This is a genomic window from Nocardia alba NBRC 108234 (assembly GCF_001612665.1).
Taxonomy (GTDB): Bacteria; Actinomycetota; Actinomycetes; order Mycobacteriales; family Mycobacteriaceae; genus Nocardia; species Nocardia alba.
Genome location: NZ_BDAX01000018.1, coordinates 327,864 through 352,922 on the forward strand (window position 1 = coordinate 327,864; position 25,059 = coordinate 352,922).

The 25,059-nt window shown below is 69.6% G+C and carries 22 protein-coding genes; 8 read left to right on the forward strand and 14 right to left on the reverse strand.

Going from position 1 to position 25,059, the window contains the following annotated elements; genetic code table 11:
* Positions 1–40: 40 nt before the first annotated feature.
* The 5 genes from NA12_RS20590 to NA12_RS20610 all read right to left on the reverse strand — a co-directional run bounded on the left by NA12_RS20590 (position 41) and on the right by NA12_RS20610 (position 7,533).
* Positions 41–886, reverse strand: coding sequence for an acyl-CoA thioesterase domain-containing protein (locus tag NA12_RS20590; protein ID WP_067453547.1), 846 nt, complete (start codon positions 884–886; stop codon positions 41–43).
* A 91-nt stretch (positions 887–977) separates the two neighbouring features.
* A complete protein-coding gene (gene cobN, locus NA12_RS20595) occupies positions 978–4,652 on the reverse strand; it encodes a cobaltochelatase subunit CobN (RefSeq protein WP_067453550.1) in 3,675 nt (1,224 codons plus the stop codon).
* Between the two features lie 314 nt (positions 4,653–4,966).
* Positions 4,967–5,449, reverse strand: coding sequence for a hypothetical protein (locus NA12_RS20600; protein ID WP_067453553.1), 483 nt, complete (start codon positions 5,447–5,449; stop codon positions 4,967–4,969).
* A complete protein-coding gene (locus tag NA12_RS20605; RefSeq protein ID WP_067453556.1) occupies positions 5,446–6,825 on the reverse strand; it encodes a DNA polymerase III subunit beta family protein in 1,380 nt (459 codons plus the stop codon). The genes NA12_RS20600 and NA12_RS20605 overlap by 4 nt, the downstream gene beginning before the upstream one ends.
* Positions 6,826–6,858: 33 nt before the next feature.
* Positions 6,859–7,533: a hypothetical protein gene (locus NA12_RS20610; protein WP_067453559.1), complete on the reverse strand. Its 675-nt coding sequence runs from the start codon at positions 7,531–7,533 to the stop codon at positions 6,859–6,861.
* 248 nt (positions 7,534–7,781) lie between these two features.
* Between NA12_RS20610 and cobG the strand changes: the two genes are divergently transcribed.
* The gene (cobG, locus tag NA12_RS20615) at positions 7,782–9,068 is read left to right on the forward strand and encodes a precorrin-3B synthase (protein ID WP_067453886.1); all 1,287 of its coding nucleotides are present in this window, start codon (positions 7,782–7,784) and stop codon (positions 9,066–9,068) included.
* Here the strand turns inward: cobG and ddaH are convergent.
* Positions 9,038–9,937, reverse strand: coding sequence for a dimethylargininase (gene ddaH, locus NA12_RS20620; RefSeq protein ID WP_067453561.1), 900 nt, complete (start codon positions 9,935–9,937; stop codon positions 9,038–9,040). The genes cobG and ddaH overlap by 31 nt on opposite strands.
* 130 nt (positions 9,938–10,067) lie before the next feature.
* Here ddaH and NA12_RS20625 point away from each other — a divergent pair, with 130 nt between their 5' ends.
* The 5 genes from NA12_RS20625 to NA12_RS20645 all read left to right on the forward strand — a co-directional run bounded on the left by NA12_RS20625 (position 10,068) and on the right by NA12_RS20645 (position 14,291).
* Positions 10,068–10,505 (forward strand): Lrp/AsnC family transcriptional regulator, encoded by a 438-nt coding sequence (locus NA12_RS20625; RefSeq protein ID WP_067453564.1) that lies wholly within the window; start codon positions 10,068–10,070, stop codon positions 10,503–10,505.
* 43 nt (positions 10,506–10,548) lie between these two features.
* Positions 10,549–11,184 carry a precorrin-8X methylmutase gene (locus NA12_RS20630; protein ID WP_067453567.1) on the forward strand — a complete coding sequence of 212 codons (636 nt, stop codon included), beginning with the start codon at positions 10,549–10,551 and terminating at the stop codon, positions 11,182–11,184.
* Positions 11,181–12,821, forward strand: a complete 1,641-nt coding sequence (cobJ, locus tag NA12_RS20635) for a precorrin-3B C(17)-methyltransferase (RefSeq protein ID WP_067453570.1) — start codon at positions 11,181–11,183, stop codon at positions 12,819–12,821. Before NA12_RS20630 ends, cobJ begins: the two co-directional genes overlap by 4 nt.
* A 278-nt stretch (positions 12,822–13,099) precedes the next feature.
* Positions 13,100–13,591, forward strand: coding sequence for a ubiquitin-like domain-containing protein (locus NA12_RS34190; protein WP_132370029.1), 492 nt, complete (start codon positions 13,100–13,102; stop codon positions 13,589–13,591).
* Between the two features lie 157 nt (positions 13,592–13,748).
* Positions 13,749–14,291: a PadR family transcriptional regulator gene (locus tag NA12_RS20645; RefSeq protein ID WP_067453577.1), complete on the forward strand. Its 543-nt coding sequence runs from the start codon at positions 13,749–13,751 to the stop codon at positions 14,289–14,291.
* 19 nt (positions 14,292–14,310) lie between these two features.
* Here NA12_RS20645 and NA12_RS20650 read toward each other — a convergent pair whose 3' ends face one another.
* The 3 genes from NA12_RS20650 to dprE2 form a co-directional block, all read right to left on the reverse strand.
* Positions 14,311–15,063, reverse strand: a complete 753-nt coding sequence (locus NA12_RS20650) for a cobalt-precorrin-6A reductase (RefSeq protein WP_067453580.1) — start codon at positions 15,061–15,063, stop codon at positions 14,311–14,313.
* Positions 15,064–15,283: 220 nt separating this feature from the next.
* On the reverse strand, positions 15,284–16,552 hold the full coding sequence (locus tag NA12_RS20655; RefSeq protein WP_067453583.1) for a bifunctional cobalt-precorrin-7 (C(5))-methyltransferase/cobalt-precorrin-6B (C(15))-methyltransferase: 1,269 nt from the start codon (positions 16,550–16,552) through the stop codon (positions 15,284–15,286).
* On the reverse strand, positions 16,549–17,301 hold the full coding sequence (dprE2, locus tag NA12_RS20660; protein WP_132370027.1) for a decaprenylphospho-beta-D-erythro-pentofuranosid-2-ulose 2-reductase: 753 nt from the start codon (positions 17,299–17,301) through the stop codon (positions 16,549–16,551). The genes NA12_RS20655 and dprE2 overlap by 4 nt, the downstream gene beginning before the upstream one ends.
* Before the next feature lie 110 nt (positions 17,302–17,411).
* Between dprE2 and NA12_RS20665 the strand changes: the two genes are divergently transcribed.
* Positions 17,412–17,810, forward strand: coding sequence for a TIGR03618 family F420-dependent PPOX class oxidoreductase (locus NA12_RS20665; RefSeq protein WP_067453586.1), 399 nt, complete (start codon positions 17,412–17,414; stop codon positions 17,808–17,810).
* A gap of 71 nt (positions 17,811–17,881) precedes the next feature.
* Here NA12_RS20665 and NA12_RS20670 read toward each other — a convergent pair whose 3' ends face one another.
* On the reverse strand, positions 17,882–19,009 hold the full coding sequence (locus tag NA12_RS20670) for a M24 family metallopeptidase (protein WP_067453589.1): 1,128 nt from the start codon (positions 19,007–19,009) through the stop codon (positions 17,882–17,884).
* A 97-nt stretch (positions 19,010–19,106) separates the two neighbouring features.
* On the opposite strand from NA12_RS20670, the gene NA12_RS20675 reads away from it, so the two are divergent.
* Positions 19,107–20,081, forward strand: a complete 975-nt coding sequence (locus tag NA12_RS20675; RefSeq protein ID WP_067453592.1) for a 5'-3' exonuclease — start codon at positions 19,107–19,109, stop codon at positions 20,079–20,081.
* 57 nt (positions 20,082–20,138) lie between these two features.
* Here the strand turns inward: NA12_RS20675 and NA12_RS20680 are convergent, their stop codons facing one another.
* The 4 genes from NA12_RS20680 to tatA form a co-directional block, all read right to left on the reverse strand.
* Positions 20,139–20,858, reverse strand: a complete 720-nt coding sequence (locus tag NA12_RS20680; protein ID WP_067453595.1) for a DUF4333 domain-containing protein — start codon at positions 20,856–20,858, stop codon at positions 20,139–20,141.
* Between the two features lie 120 nt (positions 20,859–20,978).
* Complete coding sequence (locus NA12_RS20685) at positions 20,979–23,678, reverse strand: DEAD/DEAH box helicase (protein WP_067453598.1); 2,700 nt, start codon at positions 23,676–23,678, stop codon at positions 20,979–20,981.
* Positions 23,679–23,681: 3 nt separating this feature from the next.
* Positions 23,682–24,635 carry a twin-arginine translocase subunit TatC gene (gene tatC, locus NA12_RS20690; protein ID WP_067453602.1) on the reverse strand — a complete coding sequence of 318 codons (954 nt, stop codon included), beginning with the start codon at positions 24,633–24,635 and terminating at the stop codon, positions 23,682–23,684.
* Between the two features lie 98 nt (positions 24,636–24,733).
* The gene (gene tatA / locus NA12_RS20695) at positions 24,734–25,006 is read right to left on the reverse strand and encodes a Sec-independent protein translocase subunit TatA (protein WP_067453604.1); all 273 of its coding nucleotides are present in this window, start codon (positions 25,004–25,006) and stop codon (positions 24,734–24,736) included.
* Positions 25,007–25,059: the final 53 nt, after the last annotated feature.

Sequence of the window (25,059 nt, forward strand, 5' to 3'; positions counted from 1 at the left end):
GGCCCTGGCCACGCGACTCGCTCGTCCGCCGAGGCGGGACCTACCCTCGGCTGAACACGCCCGCCACGAACGACTCCGACAGCTCGTCGATGACATCACCGCGGATCTGCCTGCGTTCGTTGGCCAGTGCGGTGGTCGTGCAGATACCGAACGCGCCCTGCTCGTCGTAGAGCACCGCCGCGCCCGCCGCGATCCCGTCGTCGCTGAGGTGGCTCTCCGCCTCCAGGCCCATCTCGTCGCCGACGGGCATGCGGGAGAACGTGATCGACACATCGGTGTTGATGAATCCGATGCCCTCGGTTCCCCAGTTGGTGACCAGGCTGGTCTGCTCGCCGGTCATCGCCGCGTAGCAGAACGGCGACGACGGCTCCCCCGCGACAACCGGGATATTGCGCACCCACTTGCGCTTGCGGGCGTCGTTCTGATGTTCGGTCATGTTCGCCGACCACTCCTGCCCGTCACTGCCGAACAGGTGCATCGTTTGGTCGATCGTGGCCAGCACGCTCGGGGGCGGCAGCGGCCGATCCCGGTCCGGGCGCCATACCTCACCGGGCGGCTGCGTGGAGCGCTTGAGCAGCAGCGCGCTGCCACGGGCCACGATCTCGCCGTCGGCGCGCACCGCGATCGTCACCGAACGGACCCGGTTCCCGTCGCGCACCAGTTCGCTGGCGATCGTGAGCGGCGCCGCGGGCACCGGGCGGTGCAGGTCGACGGTCAGTCGCGCCGGCACGAATCCGTCGGCGCAGTAGCCCGCCTGCACCTCACGCGCCATCAGGCCGCACACCGGCGGCCCGGACAGCATGCTGGGCGCCCACAGGCTCAGCGAGTACCGCAACGGCGTGTAGACGCCGTCCGCGTGGGTGAAATAGCCAGGGGAGGTACTCATCGTGCCCCTTTCCTCCGCGGGTGCCGGGCGGGTTCGCCGCGGCACCCCTCTCCTCACACTAGAACGCGTTGCAGTTTTGCGGCAAGTGGGGTCATTCCAGCTCACCCTCGGTTTCCAGATAGACCTGCCGCAGTTTGTCCAGGGTCTCCTGCTCCGGGTGCTCCCACAGCTTGCGTTCGGCGGCCTCCAGGAGCCGTTCGGCGATGCCGTGCAGGGCCCACGGGTTGGACTGCTCCATGAACTTGCGGTTCACCTCGTCGAACACGTAACTCTCGGAGAGCTTTTCGTACATCCAGTCCGCGACGACATTGGTGGTGGCGTCGTAGCCGAACAGGTAGTCGACGGTGGCGGCCATTTCGAAGGCGCCCTTGTAGCCGTGGCGGCGCATGGCCTCGAGCCAGCGCGGGTTCACCACCCTGGCACGGAAGACGCGGGCGGTCTCCTCCGAGAGCGTGCGGGTGCGCACGGCATCGGGGCGGGTGGAGTCGCCGATGTAGGCCTCGGGGTTCTTGCCGGTCAGGGCACGCACGGTGGCGACCATGCCGCCGTGGTACTGGAAGTAGTCGTCGGAGTCGGCGATGTCGTGTTCGCGGGTGTCGGTGTTCTTGGCCGCGACCGCGATGCGCCGGTAGGCGCTGCGCATGTCGTCGGCGGCGGGGGCGCCGTCGAGATCACGGCCGTAGGCGTAGCCACCCCAGGTGGTGTAGACCTGCGCGAGGTCGTCGTCGGTGCGCCAGCTCTTGGAATCGATGAGCTGCAGCAGACCCGCGCCGTAGGTACCCGGCTTGGAACCGAAGATCCGGGTGGTGGCGCGGCGGCTGTCGCCGTGTTCGGCGAGATCGGACTGGGCGTGCGCGCGAACGTAATTCGACTCGGCGGGCTCGTCGAGGTCGGCGACGAGGCGGACCGCGTCGTCGAGCAGGGCCAGCACGTGCGGGAAGGCGTCACGGAAGAAGCCGGAGATACGTACGGTGACGTCGATACGCGGGCGGGCGAGTTCGTCGAGGGAGATCACCTCGAGGGAGGTGACGCGCCTGCTCGCCTCGTCCCACACCGGCCGAACGCCGAGCAGCGCGAACACTTCCGCGATGTCGTCGCCGGAGGTACGCATCGCCGAGGTGCCCCACACCGACAGCCCGACCGACTTCGGGTACTCGCCGTGATCGGCCAGATAGCGGGCCAGCAGCGATTCCGCCATCGCCTGCCCGGTCTCCCACGCCAGCCGCGAGGGGACGGCCTTGGGGTCGACCGAGTAGAAGTTGCGGCCGGTGGGCAGCACATTGATCAGGCCGCGCAGCGGTGAACCGCTGGGGCCCGCGGGGATGAAGCCGCCGCCGAGGGCGTGCAGGACCCGGGCGATCTCGACGCTGGTCTCGCGCAGGCGGGGCACGACCTCGGTGGCGGCGAACCGCAGCACCGTGCGTACCGCGTCCAGGCGCGCCGCGTCGTCTGCCGAGAACGCGCCGCCTGCCGCGTCGCCGCCGGTCGCCGAATGTCGCTGCGCCCCGGCGAGAATCGCGGTAGCGAAGTCGCCCACCAGCGTGTCGACCTCGGCCGCCGACCAATCCGTGGCCTGCAGTGCGGCGAGGAGTTCGCGAGCCCGGCCTTCCACCACGTCGACGCGTTCGCGGGATTCGTCGCCGGCCTCGCTCAGACCCAATGCTTCCCGCAGGCCCGCCACATTCTGTTCCCCGCCCCACAGTTGGCGCGCGCGCAGCATCGCGAGCACGAGGTCGAGTTCGGTCTCCCCCGCCGGCGCCTGGCCGAGGATGTGCAGGCCGTCGCGGATCTGGACGTCCTTGATCTCGCACAACCAGCCGTCGACGTGCAGGAGCATGTCGTCGAAGACATCCTCTTCGGGGCGCTCGGCCAGACCGAGGTCGTGGTCCATCTTCGCCGCGCGCATCAGGGTCCAGATCTGCTGGCGGATGGCGGGCAGTTTGGCCGGGTCGAGGGCGGAGATGTTGGCGTGCTCGTCGAGCAGCTGTTCCAGCCGCGAGATGTCGCCATAGGTTTCGGCGCGCGCCATCGGCGGGATCAGGTGGTCGACGAGCGTGGCGTGCGCGCGGCGCTTGGCCTGGGTGCCCTCACCGGGGTCGTTGACCAGGAACGGGTAGATCAGCGGCAGATCGCCCAGCGCCGCGTCGGTGCCGCAGGAGGCGGACATGCCGAGGGTCTTGCCGGGCAGCCACTCCAGGTTGCCGTGCTTGCCCAGGTGCACCATCGCGTCGGCACCGAAACCGTCCGGCGCCGACAGCCAGCGGTAGGCGGCGAGATAATGATGGCTCGGCGGCAGATCGGGGTCGTGGTAGATCGCGACGGGGTTCTCACCGAAACCGCGAGGCGGCTGGACCATCAGCACCACATTGCCGAAACGCAGTGCGGCGATGACGATCTCGCCCTGGGGATCGGCCGACCGGTCGACGTAGAGTTCGCCCGGCGGCGGACCCCACGACTCGACGACTGCCTCGCGCAGGTCCGCGGGCAGCGACTCGAACCAGCGGGTGTAGGTGGCGGCGCCGATGCGAATCGGGTTGCCCTCCAACTGTTCGGCGCTCAACCACTCCGGGTCCTGACCACCCGCGGCGATCAGGGCGTGGATCAGCGCGTCGCCGTCGCGTTCCACCAGGCCAGGGATCTCGGCGATATCGCCGAGATCGTAACCGGCGGAACGCAATTCGGTGAGCAGCCGGATCGCGCTGGCCGGGGTGTCGAGGCCGACGGCATTGCCGATGCGGGCGTGCTTGGTCGGATAGGCCGAGAGCATGATCGCGATCCGCTTGTCCGCGGCCGGAATGTGGCGCAGACGGGCGTGGCGCACGGCTATCCCCGCCACGCGGGCGCACCGTTCGGCGTCGGGGACATAGGCCGACAGACCGTCGGCGTCGAACTCCTTGAAGGAGAACGGCACCGTGATGATGCGACCGTCGAATTCGGGCACCGCGACCTGCGTCGCCACATCGAGCGGCGACAGACCGTCGTCGTTGGCTTCCCACTGCGCGCGCCCGCTGGTCAGGCACAGGCCCTGCAGGATCGGCACGTCGAGCGCGGCGAGCGCGGCCACATCCCAGGCTTCGTCGTCGCCACCGGCCGACGCGGTCGCGGGCTTGCTCCCACCGGCCGCCAGGACGGTCACCACCAGGGCATCGGCGCGGCCGAGCAGCGTGAGGAGTTCGGGTTCGGCGGTGCGCAGCGAGGCCGCGTAGACCGGGAGCGGCCGAGCGCCCTTGGCCTCGATCGCCTTGCACAGCGCCTCGATGTAGTCGGTGTTGCCCGCGAGATGCTGGGCGCGGTAGTAGACCACGGCGACGGTCGGCGCGTGCGGTTCGAGGATCCGCGCGGACCGGTCGAGCTCGCCCCAGGTGGGCAGCTGCGCGGGCGGTTCGAAACCGTGGCCGGTCAGCAACACCGTGTCGGACAGGAAGTGGTGCAGCTGCCGCAGGTTCTCGGCGCCGCCCGCGGCCAGGTAGTTGTGCGCGTCGGCCGCGACACCGACCGGCACCGTCGAACATTCCATCAGCTCGGCATCGGGTGCGATCTCGCCACCCAGCGCCACCATCGGCACACCACTGGCCCGGATCGCGTCGAGGCCCTCCTCCCACGCGCGCTTGCCGCCGAGGATTCGCACGATCACCAGATCAGCGCCATCGAGCAGATCCGGCAGATCCTCCACGAGCAGCCGCGCGGGGTTGCCCCAGCGGTACTCGGCGCCGCTCGCGCGCGCGCTCAGCAGGTCGGTGTCGGAGGTGGACAGCAGCAGGATCACAGGGAGAGACCTTCCTCGGGTTACGCGCCCATCGGGTGTGCGGTGCTCGCCGGGGAGGGTCTGGCTGTTCACAGTGGCGCGACCGCACCGGATTTCCACCGGTTTCCTCGACGCCCGCCGAGCAAGACGATGCTACTGGGCCCGCCCCGCCCGCAACTTTCCAGCCCACTTCCCGATGCTGGACGTTCGATCAGCAGGCAGTGGCGCGAGTGTCGCCGGACGGAGCGGTCGCCGCTGTTGCCTGCTGATCTTGATCCGTGGGGTTGCGCGGCGCGGTGGTGTCGCACGGTCACCGCGCGGGCCGACAGTCGGGGTCAGTGGGTGGGTCGCCGGGTGGTGTCTCCGGCCGCGATTGCCGCCGCTACCTCAGTGAGGGCCTTGCGGATCAGCGCGCCGTAGTCGTCGTCCGGGAGGGTGTCGAGGCGCTCGCGGGCCGCTTCGATGTGTTGTGTCGCGGCGGGGAAAGAACCGAGACGGCGGAAGTTGTCGGCGAGATTCAGGTGCAGGGAGGGGTAGAAGCCGGCGACCCGCAGGCCCGCGTGGTGGTCGTCGAGGCGGGTATCGGTGAGGACGTCGGCGGCGTCGAGGGCGCGGATGTCCCACACCAGGGCTTCGGCCGGGTCGTCGTAGACGTCGGCCAAATAGTGAGCGAGGGTGCAGCGGTGTAGTGGGTCTCCGACGGGGCCGATGTCAGCCCAGACCTGGAGCAGTGTCGTACGGGCTCTATCGGCGCCGCCGGTCCGAAAGTCGGTGACGCCCTGGGTGATTCGGTCCATGATCGGGTCGGCGGTGGTCATCGAAAGGTCTCCTCGGTGGGTTCGGGTCGGCACGGCATGACCAGGGTCGACAGGTCGCCGTCGTCGGCGGAGCGGACCAGCACGGGCTGATCGGGCGCGATGAGGTCGAGCATCACGTCGGGCCCGACGGCGGTGGCGACAGCCGGGTAGAGGGTGGTGACGGCGAAGTGGATTGCCATCGCGGGCCCGGTCGAACCAGTCGACGGGATTTCCGGCGCCACAACTGATTCCGCCGAGGCACTTGAGCTGGCTGTCGAACTGCCTTGTGCTACCGCATCATTCGTGGCGGCGGTCACCGGGTGCGTGGCGCGCTCCGCGTACGCACTCGCGGGGAGCACGGAGACCGTCCCGGTGGCGTCGACCGAGAGGACCACGATCGGCGAGTCGGCGCGTTCCAGAGCGCCGAGCAGCGCCGTACGGGTGAGCACGACTCGGGTCCGCACCGGGGCGAGCGCGGACAGCATCGCTCGGTAGTCGGGGAAAGCCTGGGTCGATCGGCGGCAGAAGCGCCGCGTGTCGTCCGGCGGGGCGTCGTGACGCGTTGTCGGCTCGCCTTCTGTTCCGTTGGGCGATCCGGCGATCGAATCCGTTGTAGCCGTGTGGAATTCGATGCGGTCGCGGTGTGGTCGGATCGCGACCGCGTGTCGTCGGCGCAACCAGGACACGGCCGCGCGGAGGTCTTCGGCGTCCACCGTCGCATCCCAGGCCGCGTCGCTGACGCGGGTGAGGCGGACGGTGCGGGTGGCCAGGCGGTAGCGGTCCGTCGCGGTGAGGATCAACTGCTGCCCGTCGGTCTCGAACAGCATCGTGTCCAGTACGGCCAGCGACGGATCGGCGACGGTGGCTGTCGCGACCTGGTCGATCGCCGCCGCCACCACCGGTCCACTCACCCACACGTCGTCGCGCGGTCTCCGGGCGGGATCGAGCTCCTGTTCCGGATCGCGCGCGGTGGCGAGCGGTCCTCGAGGACGATCGGGGTGCACCCCTGCCCGGTCGCGATTTCCGCTCCCGCTCGGGCCGGACTCCGAGCCGTGGGTGGCCCGGAGAGCGCCGCGCGCGGCCGTCGCGGCGGCGCGAACCTGGTCCTGGCGACGGTCGAGATCGGCGAGGTGGTGCTCGAGCAGGGCGATCGCCCGGGCGTGGTCGGTTTCGGTGAGCAGGGCCTTGACCGCGGGCAGCGGCATGTCCACGGCGCGCAGGTGACGCAGGAGGTGGGCGGGGGTGGACTGTTCCTGGGCGTAGTAGCGGTAGCCGGTGACCTCGTCGACGTCAGCGGGGGCGAGGATGCCCGCGTCGGCGTAGAAGCGCAGGGCGCTGGCGCTCAGGCCGCAGGCGCGGGCGAAGGCTCCGATGGTGATCAGTTCGGTGTCGGGCACCGGTTCATGATCGAGGTTCGACCGAGTCGAAGGTCAAGTCGCCGATCGTTCGGTGCCCGCGGCGACCATCTCCGGGGAACCGGTGCCGAGATCGCGGTACACGTTCGCGATCACCAGCCGGCCGAGGGCGTTGTTGCCGACGCCGCCGATCACCGCGCCGATTCCCGCCGGGATCAGCGTGCCGAACAGCAGCAGAGTGCGTTTGACCAGGTAGTTGACGATGAACCGTTTGGCGGGGGAATCAGGCATGCCCGCCAGGCCGGGGATGTGGTCGGTGACGACCGAGAGCCACTGGCCCGTCTTGTGGCCCGCGGTCTCGTCGAGCACCTTGGTGCCCGCGTCGCCGAGCACGACCTTCGATACCAGTCGCGCCTGCCGCGAGTCGTCGGGATCGAGGCCGTACGCCGCGGCGGCGCCGACGGACAGCACCGAGGAGGACTCGAGGAACACGAGGGTGTCCACCCCGGTCGCGGCCAGACCGATCAGCGTGCCCACCCCGGGCACGGCGGCGGTGAGCCCCACCGCGACGCCGCTGGCGGTGACGACCACCAGGTACTGGCGCGACAGCCGCTGCACGATCTCCACCGGCGCGTCCTGCGGGTGCCTGCGTTCGAGCCAGTCGACGTAGCGGTGCACCACCGGCGCCTGCGCTTGCGCGACCCTGTCGAGCGCGGGAACGACACGCTTGTCCACGAATTCACGCAGCATGGAGGCGACTCTCCTGTCGATATTCGGCCGGCGAAGGATCCGCCGCTCACCCTAGCGACTACCCGCGAATCGTCCCGTCACGCGTGACGGCCTCGTCACAGCGGCGGGCCGGACAGTGGCGCGGCCGACAATGTCACCGCGGCGGTAGCGCCGACCGCGGCCTGATCGCGCGACAGCAACCGGCCGACCCCGCGAACACCGCCACGTCGGGTTCGGGGCGCAGCGGGTGGGTCGTAGGCTTGAGCATCATGACCAGGAGCGCGCCCGATTCTTGCCCAGGGGTCCTGCGGTTGCATCAAGCCGCCGACGGGCCGTTGGCGCGGATCCGCGTACCGGGCGGGCGCTTGACATCGGCACAGCTCCAGGTGTTGGCCGACGCGGCGCGCGATCTGGGCAACGGCAACCTCGAGCTGACCTCGCGGGGCAATATCCAGCTGCGGCAGGTCCGCGACGCCTCCGAACTCGCGCAACGGCTGGGCGAGGCGGATCTGCTGCCCAGCCGGACGCACGAGCGGGTGCGCAATATCGTGGCCTCACCACTGTCCGGGCGGGTCGGCGGGTTCGCGGACGTGCACGGGCTCGCCGTCGACCTCGACGCGGGCTTGCGCGATGATCCGGACCTGGCGCAACTGCCCGGGCGGGTGCTGTTCACCCTCGACGACGGACGCGGTGATGTGAGCACACTGCACGGTGACATCGGCATCCAGGCGGTGGGCGCCGACGAGTTCGCACTACTGCTGGCGGGCGCCGACACCGGGCTTCGGGTCACCGCCGGCGAAGCCGTCGACGTGATGCTCGACGCGGCACGCGGCTTTCTCGATCTGCGGGGATCGAGCGAATCGGGGCAGTGGCGGCTGCACGAGATCGCGGGCGGAGTCGAATCGGTGATCGAGACGCTCGACCGCTCGCCCGTCGGCGAACCTCTCGAACTCGGTGCGACGCACACTGTTCCGATCGGCTGGCTCGACCAGGAGGACGGCCTCGTCACGCTCGGCGCCGGGGTGCGGCTGGGCACGCTGTCGGCCAGGACGACCGAATTCCTCGCCGCGATCGAGCGGCCGATCTTCGTCACCCCCTGGCGCAGTCTGGTGATCACCGACCTCGACGAGGGGCCCGCCGAGACCGTGGTGCGCGTGCTCGCGCCGATGGGTCTGATCTTCGACGCGCAATCCCCGTGGCTGCAGGTCAGCGCCTGCGCCGGACGCCCCGGCTGCGCGAAATCGCACACCGATGTCCGCGCCGACCTGGCCGCCGCTGTCGAGTCCGATCGTGTCCTGCCCGCGCTGGCGCGGGATCCGGCCGACCGCGAGCAGCCGATCGAGAGTCCCGCTGGATCGGCCGATTCCGAGGATGCCGCCACGCCCGCCGAGCAGCGTCCGCCCCTGATCGAACTCGTCGCGGCCGAAGCGGTCACGGCAGCGGGTCGCCAGCACTGGTCGGGGTGCGAGCGTCGCTGCGGTCGCCCACGCGGGCCCGTGACCGATGTCGTCGCCACCGAGCACGGCTATCGCGTCGAGACCGACGACCCGACCTGATCCGGTCGGCCCACAGTCGCGTCGCGGCGGGTGTGCAGCTCCAGCACGCAGCACTTGACGCCGCCGCCACCCTTGCGCAGTTCGGACAGATCCAGCGGAACGGGGACGAATCCGCGCGCCCGCAACTGCGCGATGAGACCGGTGGCGCCGGGGTCGAGGAAAACGTGTTCACCATCGCTGAGCCCGTTCAGCCCGAAGCAGAGCGCGTCGTTGTCGTCGGCGAGGATCGCGTCGGGGTAGAGCGCGGTCAGTACCTCGCGCGCGGCCTGGCTGAACGCGGCCGGGTAGTAGGCCACGGTGGCGTCGTCGAGGACCATCAGCGCGGTATCGAGGTGATAGAAGCGCGGGTCGACCAGCTCGAGCGAGACCACCGGCACGTCGAAGTACCGCTCCACCTCGGCGTGCGCCGACAGCGAACAGCGGAATCCGACGCCGGCCAGGATCCGCTGCCCGGCGAACGCGAAATCGCCCTCCCCCTCGTTGATTTCGGACGCGGCGGCCAGTGCGCGCAGTTCTCGTGCGGCGAACCACCGGTGGAACGCGGGCCCCTCGGCGGCCCGTTCGGGGTGGGCGAACCGGGCCGAGAGCGCGTGCCCACCGATCACGATGGCGCTGTTGGCGGCGAAGACCATATCCGGCAGACCGGGTTCGCCGGGCACCGTTTCCACGGTGTGGCCGTGCGCTTCCAGGGTCGCGCGCAGGATTTCCCACTGGGCGAGCGCACGCGCCCGGTCGACCGGGGCGGCCGGATCCATCCAGGGGTTGATCGCGTAGGTGACCTCGAAATGGTCGGGGCGGCACAGCACGTAGCGGCGCGCGGAGGCGGTCCGCGTGGGTGCGTGGACACGAAGTGGGCTGGCGGCGGTCATCAGGACTCCTGGCGGCGACGCGGACGGTTTCACCGACCGTAATCGCCGTCGCGTTGCACACGGAACATCGATTCATTGTGCATTTCGGTGCAAAGATGGGGAATCATTGCGCGCGCGGCGAAGGAGCGACATGGACGACATCGATCGGCGAATTCTCGCGGAGCTGCTCGTTCACGCCCGCGCCTCGTTCCAGGAGATCGGTTCGGTGGTCGGATTGTCCGCGCCCGCGGTGAAGCGGCGGGTGGACAAAATGGTGCAGAGCGGGCAGATCACCGGATTCACCGCGCAGGTCAACCCGGCCGCGCTGGGCTGGAAGACCGAGGCCTACGTCGAGGTCTACTACCGCGACAACATCTCCCCCGCCGAGCTGCGCCGCACCCTCGAACCGATTCCGCAGATCGTCGGGGTGTGGACAATCGCGGGCGAGGCCGACGCGCTCGTGCATGTGATGGCCACCGATATGGCCGAGATCGAGGTGACGGTCGAACGGATCAGGGAGAACGCGCGCGTCGGGCGCACTCGCAGCTCGCTGGTGATGTCGCGCATTCTCGAACGCCCCCGTACCTGAGCCGCCGGACACCACGTCAGACACAGGTTCTAGGGTTGTCGCCATGTCCGATGTGCGTGCCAGCTACCTCACCGACGGGGCCGAGATCTATCGGCGCTCGTTCGCGACGATCCGCGCCGAGGCGGATCTCGCCGGTTTCCCCACCGACGTGGAACGGGTGGCGGTGCGGATGATCCACGGCTGCGGGCAGGTCGACCTGGCCCCCGACATCGCCTTCTCCCCCGGCGTGGTCGCCGCCGCGCGCGCCGCGCTGCACGCGGGCAAACCGATCGTCTGCGATGCCAACATGGTCGCCTCTGGGGTGACCCGCAAGCGACTGCCTGCCGACAACGCGGTGCTGTGCAACCTCACCGACCCGCGCGTGCCCGAACTGGCCGCGCGACTGGGCAATACCCGCTCGGTGGCGGCACTGGACCTGCTGCGCGACCAGCTCGACGGCGCGGTGGTGGCCATCGGCAACGCACCGACCGCGCTGTTCCACCTGCTCGACATGCTCGACGCCGGTGCACCACGCCCCGCCGCGATCATCGGTATCCCGGTGGGGTTCATCGGCGCCGCCGAATCCAAGCAGGCGCTGATCGACTTCGGCGGAATCGAGTATCTGACCGTCCGCGGCAGGCGGGGCGGCAGCGCGATCACCGCGTCGGCACTGAATGCGATTGCGAGCGAACAGGAATGAGCGAGATCAGCACCGGCAAGCTGTGGGGTATCGGCCTGGGTCCCGGCGATCCGGAACTGGTGACGGTGAAGGCCGCCCGGCTCATCGCCGAAGCCGATGTGGTGGCGTTCCACAGCGCCAAGCACGGCCGCAGCATCTCCCGCGCCATCGCCGAACCGTATCTGCGCCCCGGCCAGATCGAGGAGCATCTCGTCTACCCGGTGACCGTGGAGACCACCGATCATCCCGGCGGCTACCAGGGCGCGATCGACGAGTTCTACGAGCAGGCGGCGCAGCGGCTGGCCGCCCACCTGGCCGCCGGGCGCACCGTCGCGCTGCTCGCCGCGGGCGATCCGCTGTTCTACTCCTCCTACATGCACATGCACCGGCGGCTGGCCGACCGCTTCGACGCCGAGATCGTCCCCGGCATCACCTCGGTCAGCGCGGCTTCCGCGGCGCTGGGAACCCCCCTCGTCGAAGGCGAGCAGGTGTTGACGGTGCTGCCCGGGACCATGCCCGTCGACCAGCTCACCGAGCGCCTTCGGACCACCGACGCGGCCGCGATCATGAAGCTGGGCCGCACCTATCCCGGTGTGCGCCGAGCACTCTCGGAGTCGGGCAGGCTCGCCGACGCCTATTACGTGGAACGCGCCAGCAGCACCCGCGAGCGTGTGCTGGCCGCCGCCGATGTCGACGATGCCGAGGTGCCCTACTTCGCCATCACCCTGGTGCCCGGTCCGAAGCCGACCACCCCGATCCGGGCCCGTTCCGCTGCCGACGCGCCCTCGATCGACCGGTCGACGGCTGGATCCGACCGGCTCACCGCCACCCCACCGCGCCCGGCCACGCCGACGCACGCGGGCGAGTCCGTGCTGTCGCAGGCGCCCGAATCCGATGGCGCGCCAGGCGAAGTCGTCGTCGTCGGCCTCGGCCCCGGCGATGCCGCGTGGACTACCCCGCAGGTCAGCGAGGCGCTGGCCGCGGCAACCGATCTGGTCGGGTACACCACCTATATCGACCGGGTGCCCCAGCGGGCAGGCCAGCAGCGGCACGCCAGTGACAACAAGGTCGAGTCCGAGCGGGCCGCGATGGCGCTGGACCTGGCCAAGCGGGGCGCGCGCGTCGCGGTGGTGTCCTCGGGTGATCCGGGTGTCTTCGCGATGGCCGCCGCGGTTCTCGAGGTGTCCGCCGAACCACAGTTCCAAGATGTCGCGGTGCGGGTGCTGCCAGGGCTCACCGCCGCCAACGCGGTGGCGAGCCGGGTCGGCGCGCCACTGGGCCACGACTACGCGATGATCTCGCTGTCGGACCGGCTCAAGCCGTGGGATGTCGTCGCACAACGCCTGTCGGCGGTCGCCGCGGCCGATATGGCCATCGCGATCTACAACCCGGCTTCCTCACAGCGCCGCTGGCAGGTCGGCGCCATGCGTGAGCTCCTGCTCGAACACCGCCCGCCGCGCACGCCGGTGGTGCTGGGTCGCGATGTCGGCGGGCCGACCGAATCCGTCCGGGTGACCACGCTCGGTGAGCTCGATCCCGACGAGGTCGACATGCGCACCCTGCTGATCATCGGATCCTCCACCACCACCACCTTCGACACGCCGGAGGGCACCCGCGTTTTCACTTCGCGCAGGTACGGGTCGGTGCCGAGCCGGTAGCTCGCGCCAAGCAGTAAGAAAACCGCACGGTCGGTACCGCGCATGACCCGCGCCGAGCGGTCGTCCGGATCGACACGACCGGCGATCGCGGCGACCCCGCGGCCGACCGGACGACCGCGCTCCTCGGCGACCGCGATGGTCGGCGAGGCCCCGGCGATCCGCGCCCACGATGGCACACTGGTTGCGCGGGTTCACCCGCGCGCACAACAGCGTGACAGCTCGTTTCCTGGTTCGATTCCCCAACGCGTCCCACGAGGACGATGAAAGGACTCACCACGATGAGAGTTCAGCACCACGCACACCACGCCCTCCCCACCCGACTGCGGCGCGGCCTCACGGTCGGCCTGATCGCCGCCGCCATGGCGGTCCCCGTCGCGGGAATCGCCTCGGCCGACCCGCCGGCCGCGTCCCCGGCACCCGGCGCGATCGAGGCACCCGCGGCACCCGAAGCACCCACGGCTCCGGGAGCACCCGAGCAGCCCGCGGCACCGGCATCGCCGGGTCTGCCCGGCCGGCCCGAGGCTCCCCTCGCCGACAGCGCCACCAGCATCACGCTGCTGGTGGACGGCGGCGCGAGCGAGGCCGTCTCGGTCAGCATCGACAGCACGGCTACGGTCGAGGATTTGAAGGACCTCATCCAGGAACAGACCGGGGTCCCGGCGGCCGACCAGCAGCTCGCCACCGCGAGCGAGGTCGAGCTGGTGGACTCGCGGACCCTGGCGTCCTATGAGCTCACCGACGGCGACACCGTGATCCTCGCGGTGGCCTGAGCCCGACGGGTAGCTCGATGCGGCGGTGGCGCTCAGCGCGCGAGCGTCATCGCCGCACCCCGGTCTGGCGAACGCGCCGCAACACAGGCACTATTGGCGGACCGCGCACCCCGGCGTAACATTCCACTTAGGAATGTAGTTCGAAGGGAGTTGACCGTTGACCGACACCGCGACTCGACGCCGCCCGCTGAACTCCACCGCGGCCTCGCTACTCGGGTTCCTCCACGAGGGCCCGAAGTCCGGCTGGGATCTGGCCACACAGGCCCAGCTACGCATCGGCGACTTCTGGACCATCACCCAGAGCCAGGTCTATCGAGAGCTGTCCACAATGGATACCGCGGGCCTGGTGACCAAGGGTGAACGCGGCGCCAGGGAACGCATTCCCTACCGGATCACCGACATCGGGCGCGAGGCCTTCGCCGAGTGGATCGGGCGCGACCCGGGCGTCGAGACGATCCGCGTGCCACTGCTGCTCACGCTCTCCTTCGGCGAGCACCTCGATCCCGCGCATCGCGATCGGATCATCGCCGCCAACAAGAACATTCATCAGGATCGCCTCGACCGATATCTCGACGAGGACGAAACCGCCCTGGCACCGCACCAGCGGGCGACCCTCGAATTCGGCATCGCCTACGAACGCGCGGTCCTGCACTGGTTCGACCAGCTCCCGACGATCTTCACACCACCGAGCCCGCGCTGACGGCACTCGGCCACCGGGGTCAGCGCACCCGGTGCGGCGCGGATTCGCGCAGCCACCGCACCGCGGCGCCGACATCGGCCACGGTCACCGCACCCTCGGGCAGCGGCGGCCGGTCGATCATGATCACCGGCAGTCCCGCGGTGCGGGCCGCGAAGATCTTCGCCTCGGTCTGTTCACCGCCGCTGTTCTTCGTGACCAGCACGTCGATGCGATGACGCGACATCAGCACGAGTTCCTCGTCGAACGTGAACGGCCCACGCGCCAGCAACAGTTTGGCGCGCGGCGGGAGCGGGACGTCGGGGGCGTCGATGGAGCGGATGACGAAACCATGGCCCGTACAGCCGACGAACGCGCCGACGCCCTGACGGCCGATGGTCAGCAGGACTTGCTTGTCGCGCGCGGTCAGGGCCGCGGCCGCCGCGGTGAGATCGGGCACGCGGGTCCACAGATCTCCGCACCGCTGCACCCACTCGGGGCGGCGCAGATGCAGCGCCGGGATGTCGAGCTCGGCCGCGGCGGTGGCGGCGTGCGCGCTCACCCGCGCGGCGAAGGGATGGGTCGCGTCCACGACAGCATCGATCGCGTTCTCGCGCAGCCACATTCGGAGGCCCTCGACGCCACCGAACCCACCCACGCGGACCGCACCGACCGGCAACCGCGGATTGGCGACTCGACCGGCGAGGGAGGACACGATATCGAGTCCACGCTCACCCGACGCTCTGCGCGCCAACTCCCTGGCTTCGCCGGTGCCACCGAGGATCAGAACTCTCAGGACAGCCCTCCGCGATCATCGACACCGGCATCACCATCGAACTTCGAGTACTTCATGTAACTCTCCATCGTGGAAACCGAACCGGGGGGATTACCCGGAACGGCAACGACCCTACCCCCGAGCCGTGGGTTCTACACGTCCGGTCCGAAATTCTTACGGCGCGCGGACCCTGTGAGAACGGATTCATCGTGATCTGCGCGTGATCTGATCGTGATCGTCACTACGGGTCCGCCGTCCGGCGACCAGCGGGTTTTCGGACAATCCACTGAGCGACCGGCAGGTGCGGCCGCCATGCGGTGAACCCGCCGAGCGCCTCCCCTCGATAGATCTGGAATTTGCGCAGGGTTCCGCCGAACCTCGCAGACCAGTCGAGCAGCAGCGCTTCCGATTCCGCGGTGACCGCGTTGGCGACGAAGCGGCCGCCGGGACGCAGGTGCTGCCAGCACAGTTCGAACATGCCGTCCTGGGTGAGGCCGCCGCCGAGGAATATCGCATCCGGCGCCGAGATCTTTTCCTCGGCTAACTCTGAGCTCATCTCGCCGCGGATCGTTATTCCCGGCACCCCGAGCGCGGTGATATTGGTCGCGATTTGTTCGCGCCGGGCGGGCAGTCGTTCGAACGTGACGGCGCGGCACCGCGGATGGGTCCGGCACCATTCGATCGCGATACTGCCCGACCCGCCGCCGACATCCCACAGCATTTCCCCCGGTACAGGGGCGAGTGCGGTGACGGTGAGGGCGCGAACCTCGGCTTTGGTGAGCTGACCGTCCCCGGCGAAGGCGGCGTCGGCCAAGCCCGGCAATCGGGTGTCGCGGCGCGTTCGCGGATCGGCGCGACAGTCGACGGCGACGATGTTGAGCGGGTCGCCGGGCGGGTGCGCCCAGGTGGCGGCGGAACCGGTGTACCGGCGTTCGGCGGGGCCGCCGAGTTGCTCGAGAACGGTCAGCGACGAGTCGCCGAATCCCTTGTCGCACAGCAGTTCCGCGATTCGAATCGGCGTTGTCTGGTCTTCGCTGAGAACGAGAATCCGCCGCCCTTCGGACAATTCGGGCACGATGGTGGGCAATGGCCGGGCAACCACGCTCACCACCGGAGTATCGGCCAGTGGCCACCCGAGCCGGGCGCACGCCAGCGACGCCGAGGAGGGCTGCGGGAACACGCGCAGCGCCGCCGGGCCGAACCGGCGCGCCAGCGTGACGCCGATCCCGTAGAACATGGGATCACCGCTGGCCAGGACACCGATGCGGCGATCGGCGTTGCGCCCGAACAACTCCGGCAGGGCAGCCAGCAGCGGCGTCGGCCACGGCACCCGTTCGATGTCGCTCGCCGGGAGCAGCGCCAGTTGGCGCGCGGAGCCGAACACCACCTCGCAGTCCCCGATGGCGCTACGGACGTTCTCCCCGAGACCGGGCCAACCGTCGGCCCCGATTCCGGCCACCACGATCGGGTGGCCGGTCCAGCCCTTCGCCGCGTCGACCGACGCGGTCACCGTGGCATCCGACGCCAGACGGATTGCGGGAGCAGGCGCATCACGAAGAAAGCCACGGCGAGGCGGCCGGGAATCGCGACCCGGGTGGCGCCCTTGCCGAGGCCGCGGACCACGGCATCGGCGACCTGATCGGGGGTGCTGGCCATGGGCGCGGGTTTCATGCCGATGGTCATGCGACCGATCACGAAACCCGAGCGAACCAGCAACAACTGCACGCCGGTGCCGTGCAGGGCGTCGCCGAGACCGCTGGCGAAGCCGTCCAAGCCCGCTTTGGCCGAACCGTAGACATAGTTCGCCCGGCGCACGCGCACGCCTGCGATGGAGCTGAAGACGACGATCTGGCCGCGACCCTGCGCCCGCATCACGGTCGCCAACGTCGTCAGGACACTGACCTGGGCGACGAAATCGGTGTGTACGACGGCGACCGCGTGGACCGGGTCGTGTTCGGCACGGTCCTGATCGCCGAGGACGCCGAAGGCGAGCACCGCTGTCGCGATACCGCCGTGCTCGGCGGCGAGCTTGTCCAGCAGCGGCGCGTGGGTGGCGGTCTCGTCCGCGTCGAACTCCACAGCGTGCACGGCGGCCGCGCCCGCCGCGCGCACCTGCTCGATCTCGGCCGCCAGCGCATCGGCACGGCGAGCGGCCAGGATCACCACTCGCCCGGGCGCCAGCCTGAGCGCCACTTCGAGGCCGATCTCACTGCGCCCGCCCAGGACCAGCACCGGCCCATCGTTCTGCTGCATTCCCATGGTGCCAGTCTGTCATCCGGTCCGGCCTGCCGATGTCGGCCTGTCCCTGTCGCGTCACGCGGCGCGACCCGCGCTGCGACGCACCGGTCGGCCCGGCTACCGTTTCGGACATGCCGACCGCCATCGCACAGCTGTCCCCCGCTGCCATCGAGTTCGTCACCGAGCGGCACCTGGCCACGCTCACCACGCTGCGCGCCGACGGCACCCCGCATGTGGTGGCCGTGGGGTTCACCTGGGATCCGGAGAGCGGGCTCGCCCGCGTGATCACCGATGGCGCGTCGGTGAAGGCACGCAATGCCGGACGACGCGGCTACGCGGCGGTGAGCCAGATCGAGGGACCACGCTGGCTGACTCTGGAGGGACCGGCGACGGTGCTCGACGACAGCGCCGATGTCGCCGAGGCCGTGCGCCGCTACACCGAGCGTTACCGCGTGCCGCGCGAGAACCCCACGCGCGTGGTGGTCGCGATCCAGGTGCGGCGGGTGCTGTCGTCGAGCACGCTCAAATAGTGTCCGCGATCCCCTCGGCGCGGTGCGGACGCCTGTCGCCGCGGGCGTGAAACAGTCCGTTCCCGAACCGCTTACAGCACCGTCAGACCGTGCGGCCGGTTGTTCATCGACTCCACACCGGTGTCGGTGACGACCACGATGTCCTCGATCCGCGCGCCCCACCTGCCGCGGAAGTAGATTCCCGGCTCGATGCTGAACGCCATGCCCGGTTCGAGGGCCAGGTCGTTGCCCGCCACGATGTAGGGCTCCTCGTGTACCGACAGGCCGATGCCGTGGCCGGTGCGGTGGATGAAGGCGTCTCCGAGGCCCGCGTCGGCGAGCACGGTGCGGGCGGCGGCGTCGATGGACTCCGCGCTCACTCCCGGCCGCACCGCGGCCACCGCGGCGGCCTGGGCGGCCTCGAGCACCGCGACCTGTTCGACGATCTCGGGGCTCGGTGTGCCGAGCGAGTAGGTGCGGGTCGAGTCCGAGTAGTAGCCGGGTTCGACAGGACCACCGATATCGATGACGACCACATCGCCCTGCTCGATGACGCGATCGGAGACCTCGTGGTGCGGGTCGGCGCCGTTCGGGCCACTGCCGACGATCACGAACGCGGCCTCGGTGTGGCCTTCCTCGATGATCGCGGCGGTGATATCGGCGGACACATCGGCCTCGGTGCGACCGGCCCGCAGGAACTCGCCCATCCGCGCGTGCACACGATCGATGGCCGCGCCCGCCCGGCGCAGCGCGTCGATCTCGGCCTCGTCCTTGATCATTCGCGACCGGCGCAGCACCGGCGTCGCCGACGCGGGCAGCCCGGTGGTCGACTCGGCGAGCGGGATCAGGTGCAGCGCGGGCATGGCGTCGGCGACCGCGATGCGGGACCCGGCGTGCAGGATCGACCGGACCAGTTGGTACGGATCGACGCCGTCGACCCAGTCGAGCACCTGCAGACCGAGTTCACCGGCCGCGGAATCACCGAGGGAGGCCAACTCGAGTTTCGGGATGACCACCGAGGGCGTCGACCCGTCGGCCAGGATCACCAGGCAGGTGAGCCGTTCGAAGGATTGCGCCGCCGAACCGATCAGGTACCGCAGGTCGGGACCCGGCGTGATCAGCAAAGCGTCCAGATGCGCGGTGCGCATCAATTCGACCGCCCGCTCCAGCCGCTGACCGTAGACCTTCGCCGCGAACCTGGCATCCGTGTGCGCGCTCATAGGATCCGACGTTACCCGCACCGCACCGAGGACAGCCACCGAAGCCCATCGGCACCGTCACCGCCACCGTGTCGGTGCTTCGGGGCACAATCACCGGGTGACCGCAGACGAGAGCACCCGTGGACCCCTATTGATCCTCGACGGCGCCAGCCTCTGGTTCCGCGCCTACTACGCTATCCCCGACAAGCTCAGGGGCACGGACGGCCGCTCGGTGAACGCGCTGCGCGGCTTCACCGACATGGTCGCCTCCCTGGTCACCAAGCATCGCCCGAGCAGGCTCGTCGTCGGGCTCGACCTCGACTGGCGGCCCCCCTTTCGGGTGGCCCTCGTGCCCTCGTACAAGGCGCACCGGCTCGACACCAGCACCGCCGCGGCGCCCGGCGCGGAAGAAGTGCCCGACACGCTCACCCCGCAGGTCGAGATGATCCTCGAGGTGCTGGCGGCGGCGGGGATCGCCACCGGCGGCGCGGAAGGACTCGAGGCCGACGATGTGCTCGGCACCCTGGCGAGCCGCGAACGCACCGACCCGGTCGTCGTCGTCAGCGGCGACCGCGACCTGCTGCAACTGGTGCGCGACGAGCCCGCCCCACCGGTCCGCGTGCTCTATGTCGGCCGGGGTCTGGCCAAAGCCGAACTGTTCGGCCCCGCGGAGCTCTCGACGAAATACGGTGTGCCCGAACAGAACGCGGGACCGGCCTACGCCGACATGGCGACCCTGCGCGGCGACGCCTCCGACGGACTGCCCGGCGTGGCGGGCATCGGCGACAAGTCGGCCGCCCAGCTGATCACCAGGTTCGGCTCGCTCGACGCGCTGATGGACGCCGTCGCCGATCCGACCTCCGATATCGCCAAGGGTGTGCGAGCGAAACTCGTTGCCGCACAAGACTATCTGAAGGTCGCCGCACCGGTCGTGCGGGTGGTGCGCGACGCCGAGGTGATCCTGTCGCGTCCGGATGTCCTGCCCGCCACCCCCACCGACCCCGACCGGCTGCTCGCGTTGGCCGCCGCGTACAACGCCGAGAGCCCGATCACCCGTCTGGTCACCGCGTTGACCGCGGCACACGCCGACTGAACGACACCGGGCCGCCCGCGTACGTCGCGGACGGCCCGGAAAACATAGTGGCAGCGCCTAGTTGGGGCGGCCGACCTCATAGGTGCCGTCTTCCTTGGTGATCTTGACGGTCACCTTCTTCGCCTCGCCGCTGACCTTCAGATCGCAGGTGAAGGTCGCGTCGACCTCCACCGCCTGGCCGGAGGGGCAGCTGACATCGGAGACGTCGGCGATGCCGTAGGAGTCCTTCAGCACGCGCGCCACACCCTGCTGCACAGCCGCGTTGTCGAGTTCGTCGGAAGAGAACACGACCAGCAGCAGACCGATCACGGCGGCGACCACGAGCACGCCCGCGGCGACGAGCCCGATGACCAGGCCCTTGCTCTTGCCACCGGACGACTGCTGCGGCTGGCCCCACTGCTGCTGCGGCGCGGGCTGCTGGCCCCACTGCTGTTGCGGCGCGGGCTGACCCCACTGCTGCTGTGCGTTGGCGGCCTGGTTGTTCCAGTCCTGCGGCGGCGGCTGGGTCTGGCCCCACTGCTGCTGGGGTCCGGTCGGCTGCTGGGGCTGCTGACCCCACTGCTGCGGCTGCTGGGGCTGCTGTCCCCACTGCTGCTGCGGCTGCTGCGCGTTGGGGTCGTTCCACTGCTGGGTGGGCTGAGCGCCCTGCGGTGGCGGCTGCTGCGCACCACCCCAGTGCTGGGTGGGACCGGCACCGGCCCCCTGCTGACCCCCCCAGTGCTGGGTGGGATCGTTATTCCCCTCCCCGGGGTTGTTCGGTCCGTAAGGGCCGCTCATCCACTCGCCTCCACTCGCATCATTAGTCCATACGGTAGCCCCCCGCGCCGGGCCTGCCGCATTCGCACGACATCCGCCTCACGGTCGGTACGCGAAGAAATCAAATCACAGACGTCGCCACTACGCGGCGTCCACCGCGACGACACCCCGCCGTACGGCACGCACCGCCTTGGCGGCGGTGGACGCGATCTCGGGGTCGTCGGCGGTGTTGTGGATCTGATCGAGCAGATCGATCACCTGTCGGCACCACCGCACGAAATCGCCCGCCGACATCGTCGTGCCCTGGTCGCCACTGGCCAGCAACGCCTCGGCCAACGCGTCACCGCGCGCCCATTTGTACACACCGGTGACGAACCCCAGATCGGGTTCACGGGTGGGCGCGAGTTTGTGTCGCACCTCGTCGGAGCGCAGGTCCGACCACACTTCGATGGTGGCTGCGATGGCCCGGCGGATCGGATCGGTCGGACCGGCCGGGGTCAGCAGGCCGGTTTCCTGCCGCGATTCGTACACCAGCGTCGATACCACGGCGGCGAGTTCGGCCGGACCGAGTCCGCGCCACAGTCCCTGGCGCAGGGCCTCGGCCACCACGAGATCGCTCTCGGCGTAGATCCGGGCCAGGCGCCTGCCGTCGGCGGTCACCTCACCGTGGGCGACGAACCCGCGCTCCTCGAGCAGCCCGACGATCCGGTCGAAGGTGCGCGCCAGCGAATTCGTGGTCGCGGCAACCTTCTGGCGCATCGTCTCGGTCTCGCGGGCAAGCCGCGAGTACCGCTCGCCGGTGCGGCTCAGCTGCTCACGATCGGGGCGATCATGGGCGGGATGGGACCGCAGACTGCGTCGCAGCGTCGAGAGCTGACGATCTTCGCCGCCGCGCACCCGATCGTTGCGCTTGCCCCGGCGCGGAACCGAGATTCCGGTGCCGCGCAATGCCGAGGCCAGGTCGCGACGGATGCGCGCGGCCCGATGATCGACCCGGCGCGGCAGGTCCATGCGCCCGAGCGCTTCGGCGGGTTCGGGGAAATCGGCCGCGGATACTCGACCGGCCCAGTGATCTTCGGTCAACACCAGTGGACGCGGGTCGCCGGGCGTCTGGTCGGGTTCGAGGATCACCGCGAGCCCGGAACGCTTGCCCACGGGGATGGACACCACGTCGCCACGACGCAAACCGATCAGCGCTTTCACCGCGGCGCCGCGCCGGTCGGCCCGGCCCTGCTGCTGGATATCGCGCTCGCGCTGCTTGATCCGGTCACGCAACGACAGATATTCCATGAAGTCGCCGTCGACCCCGCCGAGCTGACTCTCCAGCTTGCGCAGCGCGCCCTCGTTGCGTTCGATGCCACGGACGAGCCCGACGACCGACCGGTCGGCCTGGAACTGGGCGAATGACCGCTCGAGCAGGTTTCGAGCCTCCTTGGCTCCCATCCGATCGATCAGGTTGATCGACATGTTGTAGCCGGGCCGAAACGAGCTCCGCAGCGGATAGGTGCGGGTGGAGGCGAGGCCTGCCACCGCGCTGGTGTCGACCTCCGGCTGCCACAGCACCACCGCGTGGCCCTCGACGTCGATACCACGCCTGCCCGCGCGACCGGTGAGCTGGGTGTACTCGCCGGGGGTGAGTTCGGCGTGGGTCTCGCCGTTGAACTTCACCAGGCGCTCGAGGACCACCGTGCGCGCGGGCATGTTGATGCCCAGCGCCAGGGTCTCGGTGGCGAACACCGCGCGCACCAGACCCCGGACGAACAGGTCCTCGACGGTGTGGCGGAACGCGGGCAGCATGCCGGCGTGGTGGGCAGCCAGGCCACGCTGCAGCGCCTCGCGCCACTCCCAGTAGCCGAGCACCTCCAGGTCGCCCTTGGGCAGGTCCCCGGTGTGCTTGTCGATGATCTCGTCGATCTGCGCGGCCTCGCCGGGACGACTCAGATCGAGACGGGCGCGCAGGCACTGGGCCAGCGCGCCGTCGCAACCGGCGCGGCTGAAGATGAACGTGATCGCGGGCAGCAGGTTTTCCTCGTCGAGGCGCGCCAGCACATCCGGGCGGGGCAACGGACGGAAGTTGCCACCGCGCCCGCCACGCCCACGCGGCCCGCCGTACCCGTGCATCCGGTCGGCGCTCTCGCGCTGGCGGATGAACCGCACGAGGTCTTCGTCGACCACGACCTTGTGGTCACTGGACTTGGTGTCGAACAGGTCGAACATCCGCCGGCCGACCATCACGTGCTGCCACAGCGGCACCGGCCTGGTCTCGTCGACCACCACCGCGGTGTCGCCGCGCACGGTTTCCATCCAGGCGCCGAACTCCTCGGCATTGGACACCGTCGCCGACAGACTCACCAGCCGCACGTCCGGCGGCAGATGCAGGATCACTTCCTCCCACACCGCACCGCGGAACCGGTCGGCGAGGTAATGAACCTCGTCCATGACGACGTAGGACAGACCGTGCAGCGAGTCCGAGGAAGCGTAGAGCATGTTGCGCAGCACCTCGGTGGTCATCACGACCACCGGCGCTCCCGGGTTGATCGACTGGTCACCGGTGAGCAGGCCGACGCTGTCGCGGCCGTGGCGGGCGGTGAGATCGGCGAACTTCTGATTCGACAGCGCCTTGATCGGCGTGGTGTAGAAGCACTTTCCGCCCGAGGCCAGCGCCATGTGCACGGCGAACTCACCGACGATCGTCTTGCCCGCACCGGTCGGGGCGCACACGAGCACACTGTGCCCGTCTTCCAGCGCCGCGCACGCGGTGCTCTGAAAAGGGTCGAGATCGAAGGAGATCTCGCCGGCGAATTTCGCCAGTTCGCTGGGCAGCCCCGGAGTGTCGGTCACCTCTCAGAGCGTATCGGAGTAGTCCGACACCGGGCGCGGGGTTTTCTCGGGCTCACGGACCGGATCGGCGGACGCCACCGGCTCGGGGGTCTCCAGCGGAGAGGCCTCTTCGTCATCGAGCGCGCCCCAGCTCTCCGCGGCCTCCCGGCGGGCCTTGCGCGCGTCACTGAACCGCGCGAATTGCACGGCGAACTCGAACAGCACGGTCAGCGCGATCGCCAACGCCAGCATCGAGAACGGGTCCTGCGGTGTGACGATCGCGGCGAAGACGAACAGGCCGAAGATGATCCCGCGCCGCCACGCCTTGAGCTTGGTGTAGGGCAGCACCCCGACCAGGTTCAGTCCGATGATGATCAAGGGTGTCTCGAAGCTGACGCCGAAGATGATCAGCAGCTGGATGATGAAGCCGAAGTACTGATTACCGCTGAGCGCGGTGATCTGGACGTTGTCGCCGATGGTCATCAGGAACGACAACGCGTGCGACACCACCACGTAGGCCAGCACCGCGCCCGTCACGAACAGCACCGAGCCCGTCACCACGAAACCGACCGCGAGCCTGCGTTCCTTCGCGTACAGCCCCGGGGTGATGAACGCCCACAGCTGATACAGCCAGAACGGTGTCGCGATCACCACACCGGCGGTGAACCCGACCTTCAACCGGAGCATGAACTGGTCGAAGGGGCCGGTGGCGAGCAATCGGCAGGCGCCGTCGGGAGTCAGGCTGGCCCGCGCCGATTCGGGCAGTGCGCAGTAGGGGCCGCGCAAGATCTCGCCCAGGCTCTCCAACCCGAAAAGCGTGTGCGCGTACCAGAAGAAGCCGATCAGGGTGGTCACCGCGATCGCGGCCAGTGCCAGCAACAGCCGGGTGCGCAGTTCCTGCAGGTGCTCGACCAACGACATGGTGCCGTCGGGATTCGTCCTGCGCTTGGTGCGCCGGGGATCGAACGGAATGCGCATGGTGGGTGGTGGCCTCTAACCTCGGATCGGCGACAACTCGTGACGAGACAGCATTCGGCCCCGGAGCGGCGCCTACCACTCCGGGGTAATTGCCCAGGTCAGAGGGTTTTGTGGCCCTGCTGCGGCTCGACGATCGGGGTCTGCGCCTGCGTCGTCGACGCGGACAACTGCTGCTGCGGCGCGGGGGTGGCCGGGGTGGCCGCCGGTGCGTCGGACGGCGCCGACTCCGCCTGCATCTGTCCGACCTCGCTCTTGAAGATGCGCAGCGAGCGACCGAGACCGCGCGCCGCGTCGGGAAGCCGCTTCGCGCCGAAGAGCAGAACGAACAGCAACGCGATGATCAGCAGGTGCGTCCAGCTGAACGTGCCCATTATCAGATACCTCCAAAGACTGTGTGATTACCGATGCTACCTGTGTTCGGAGC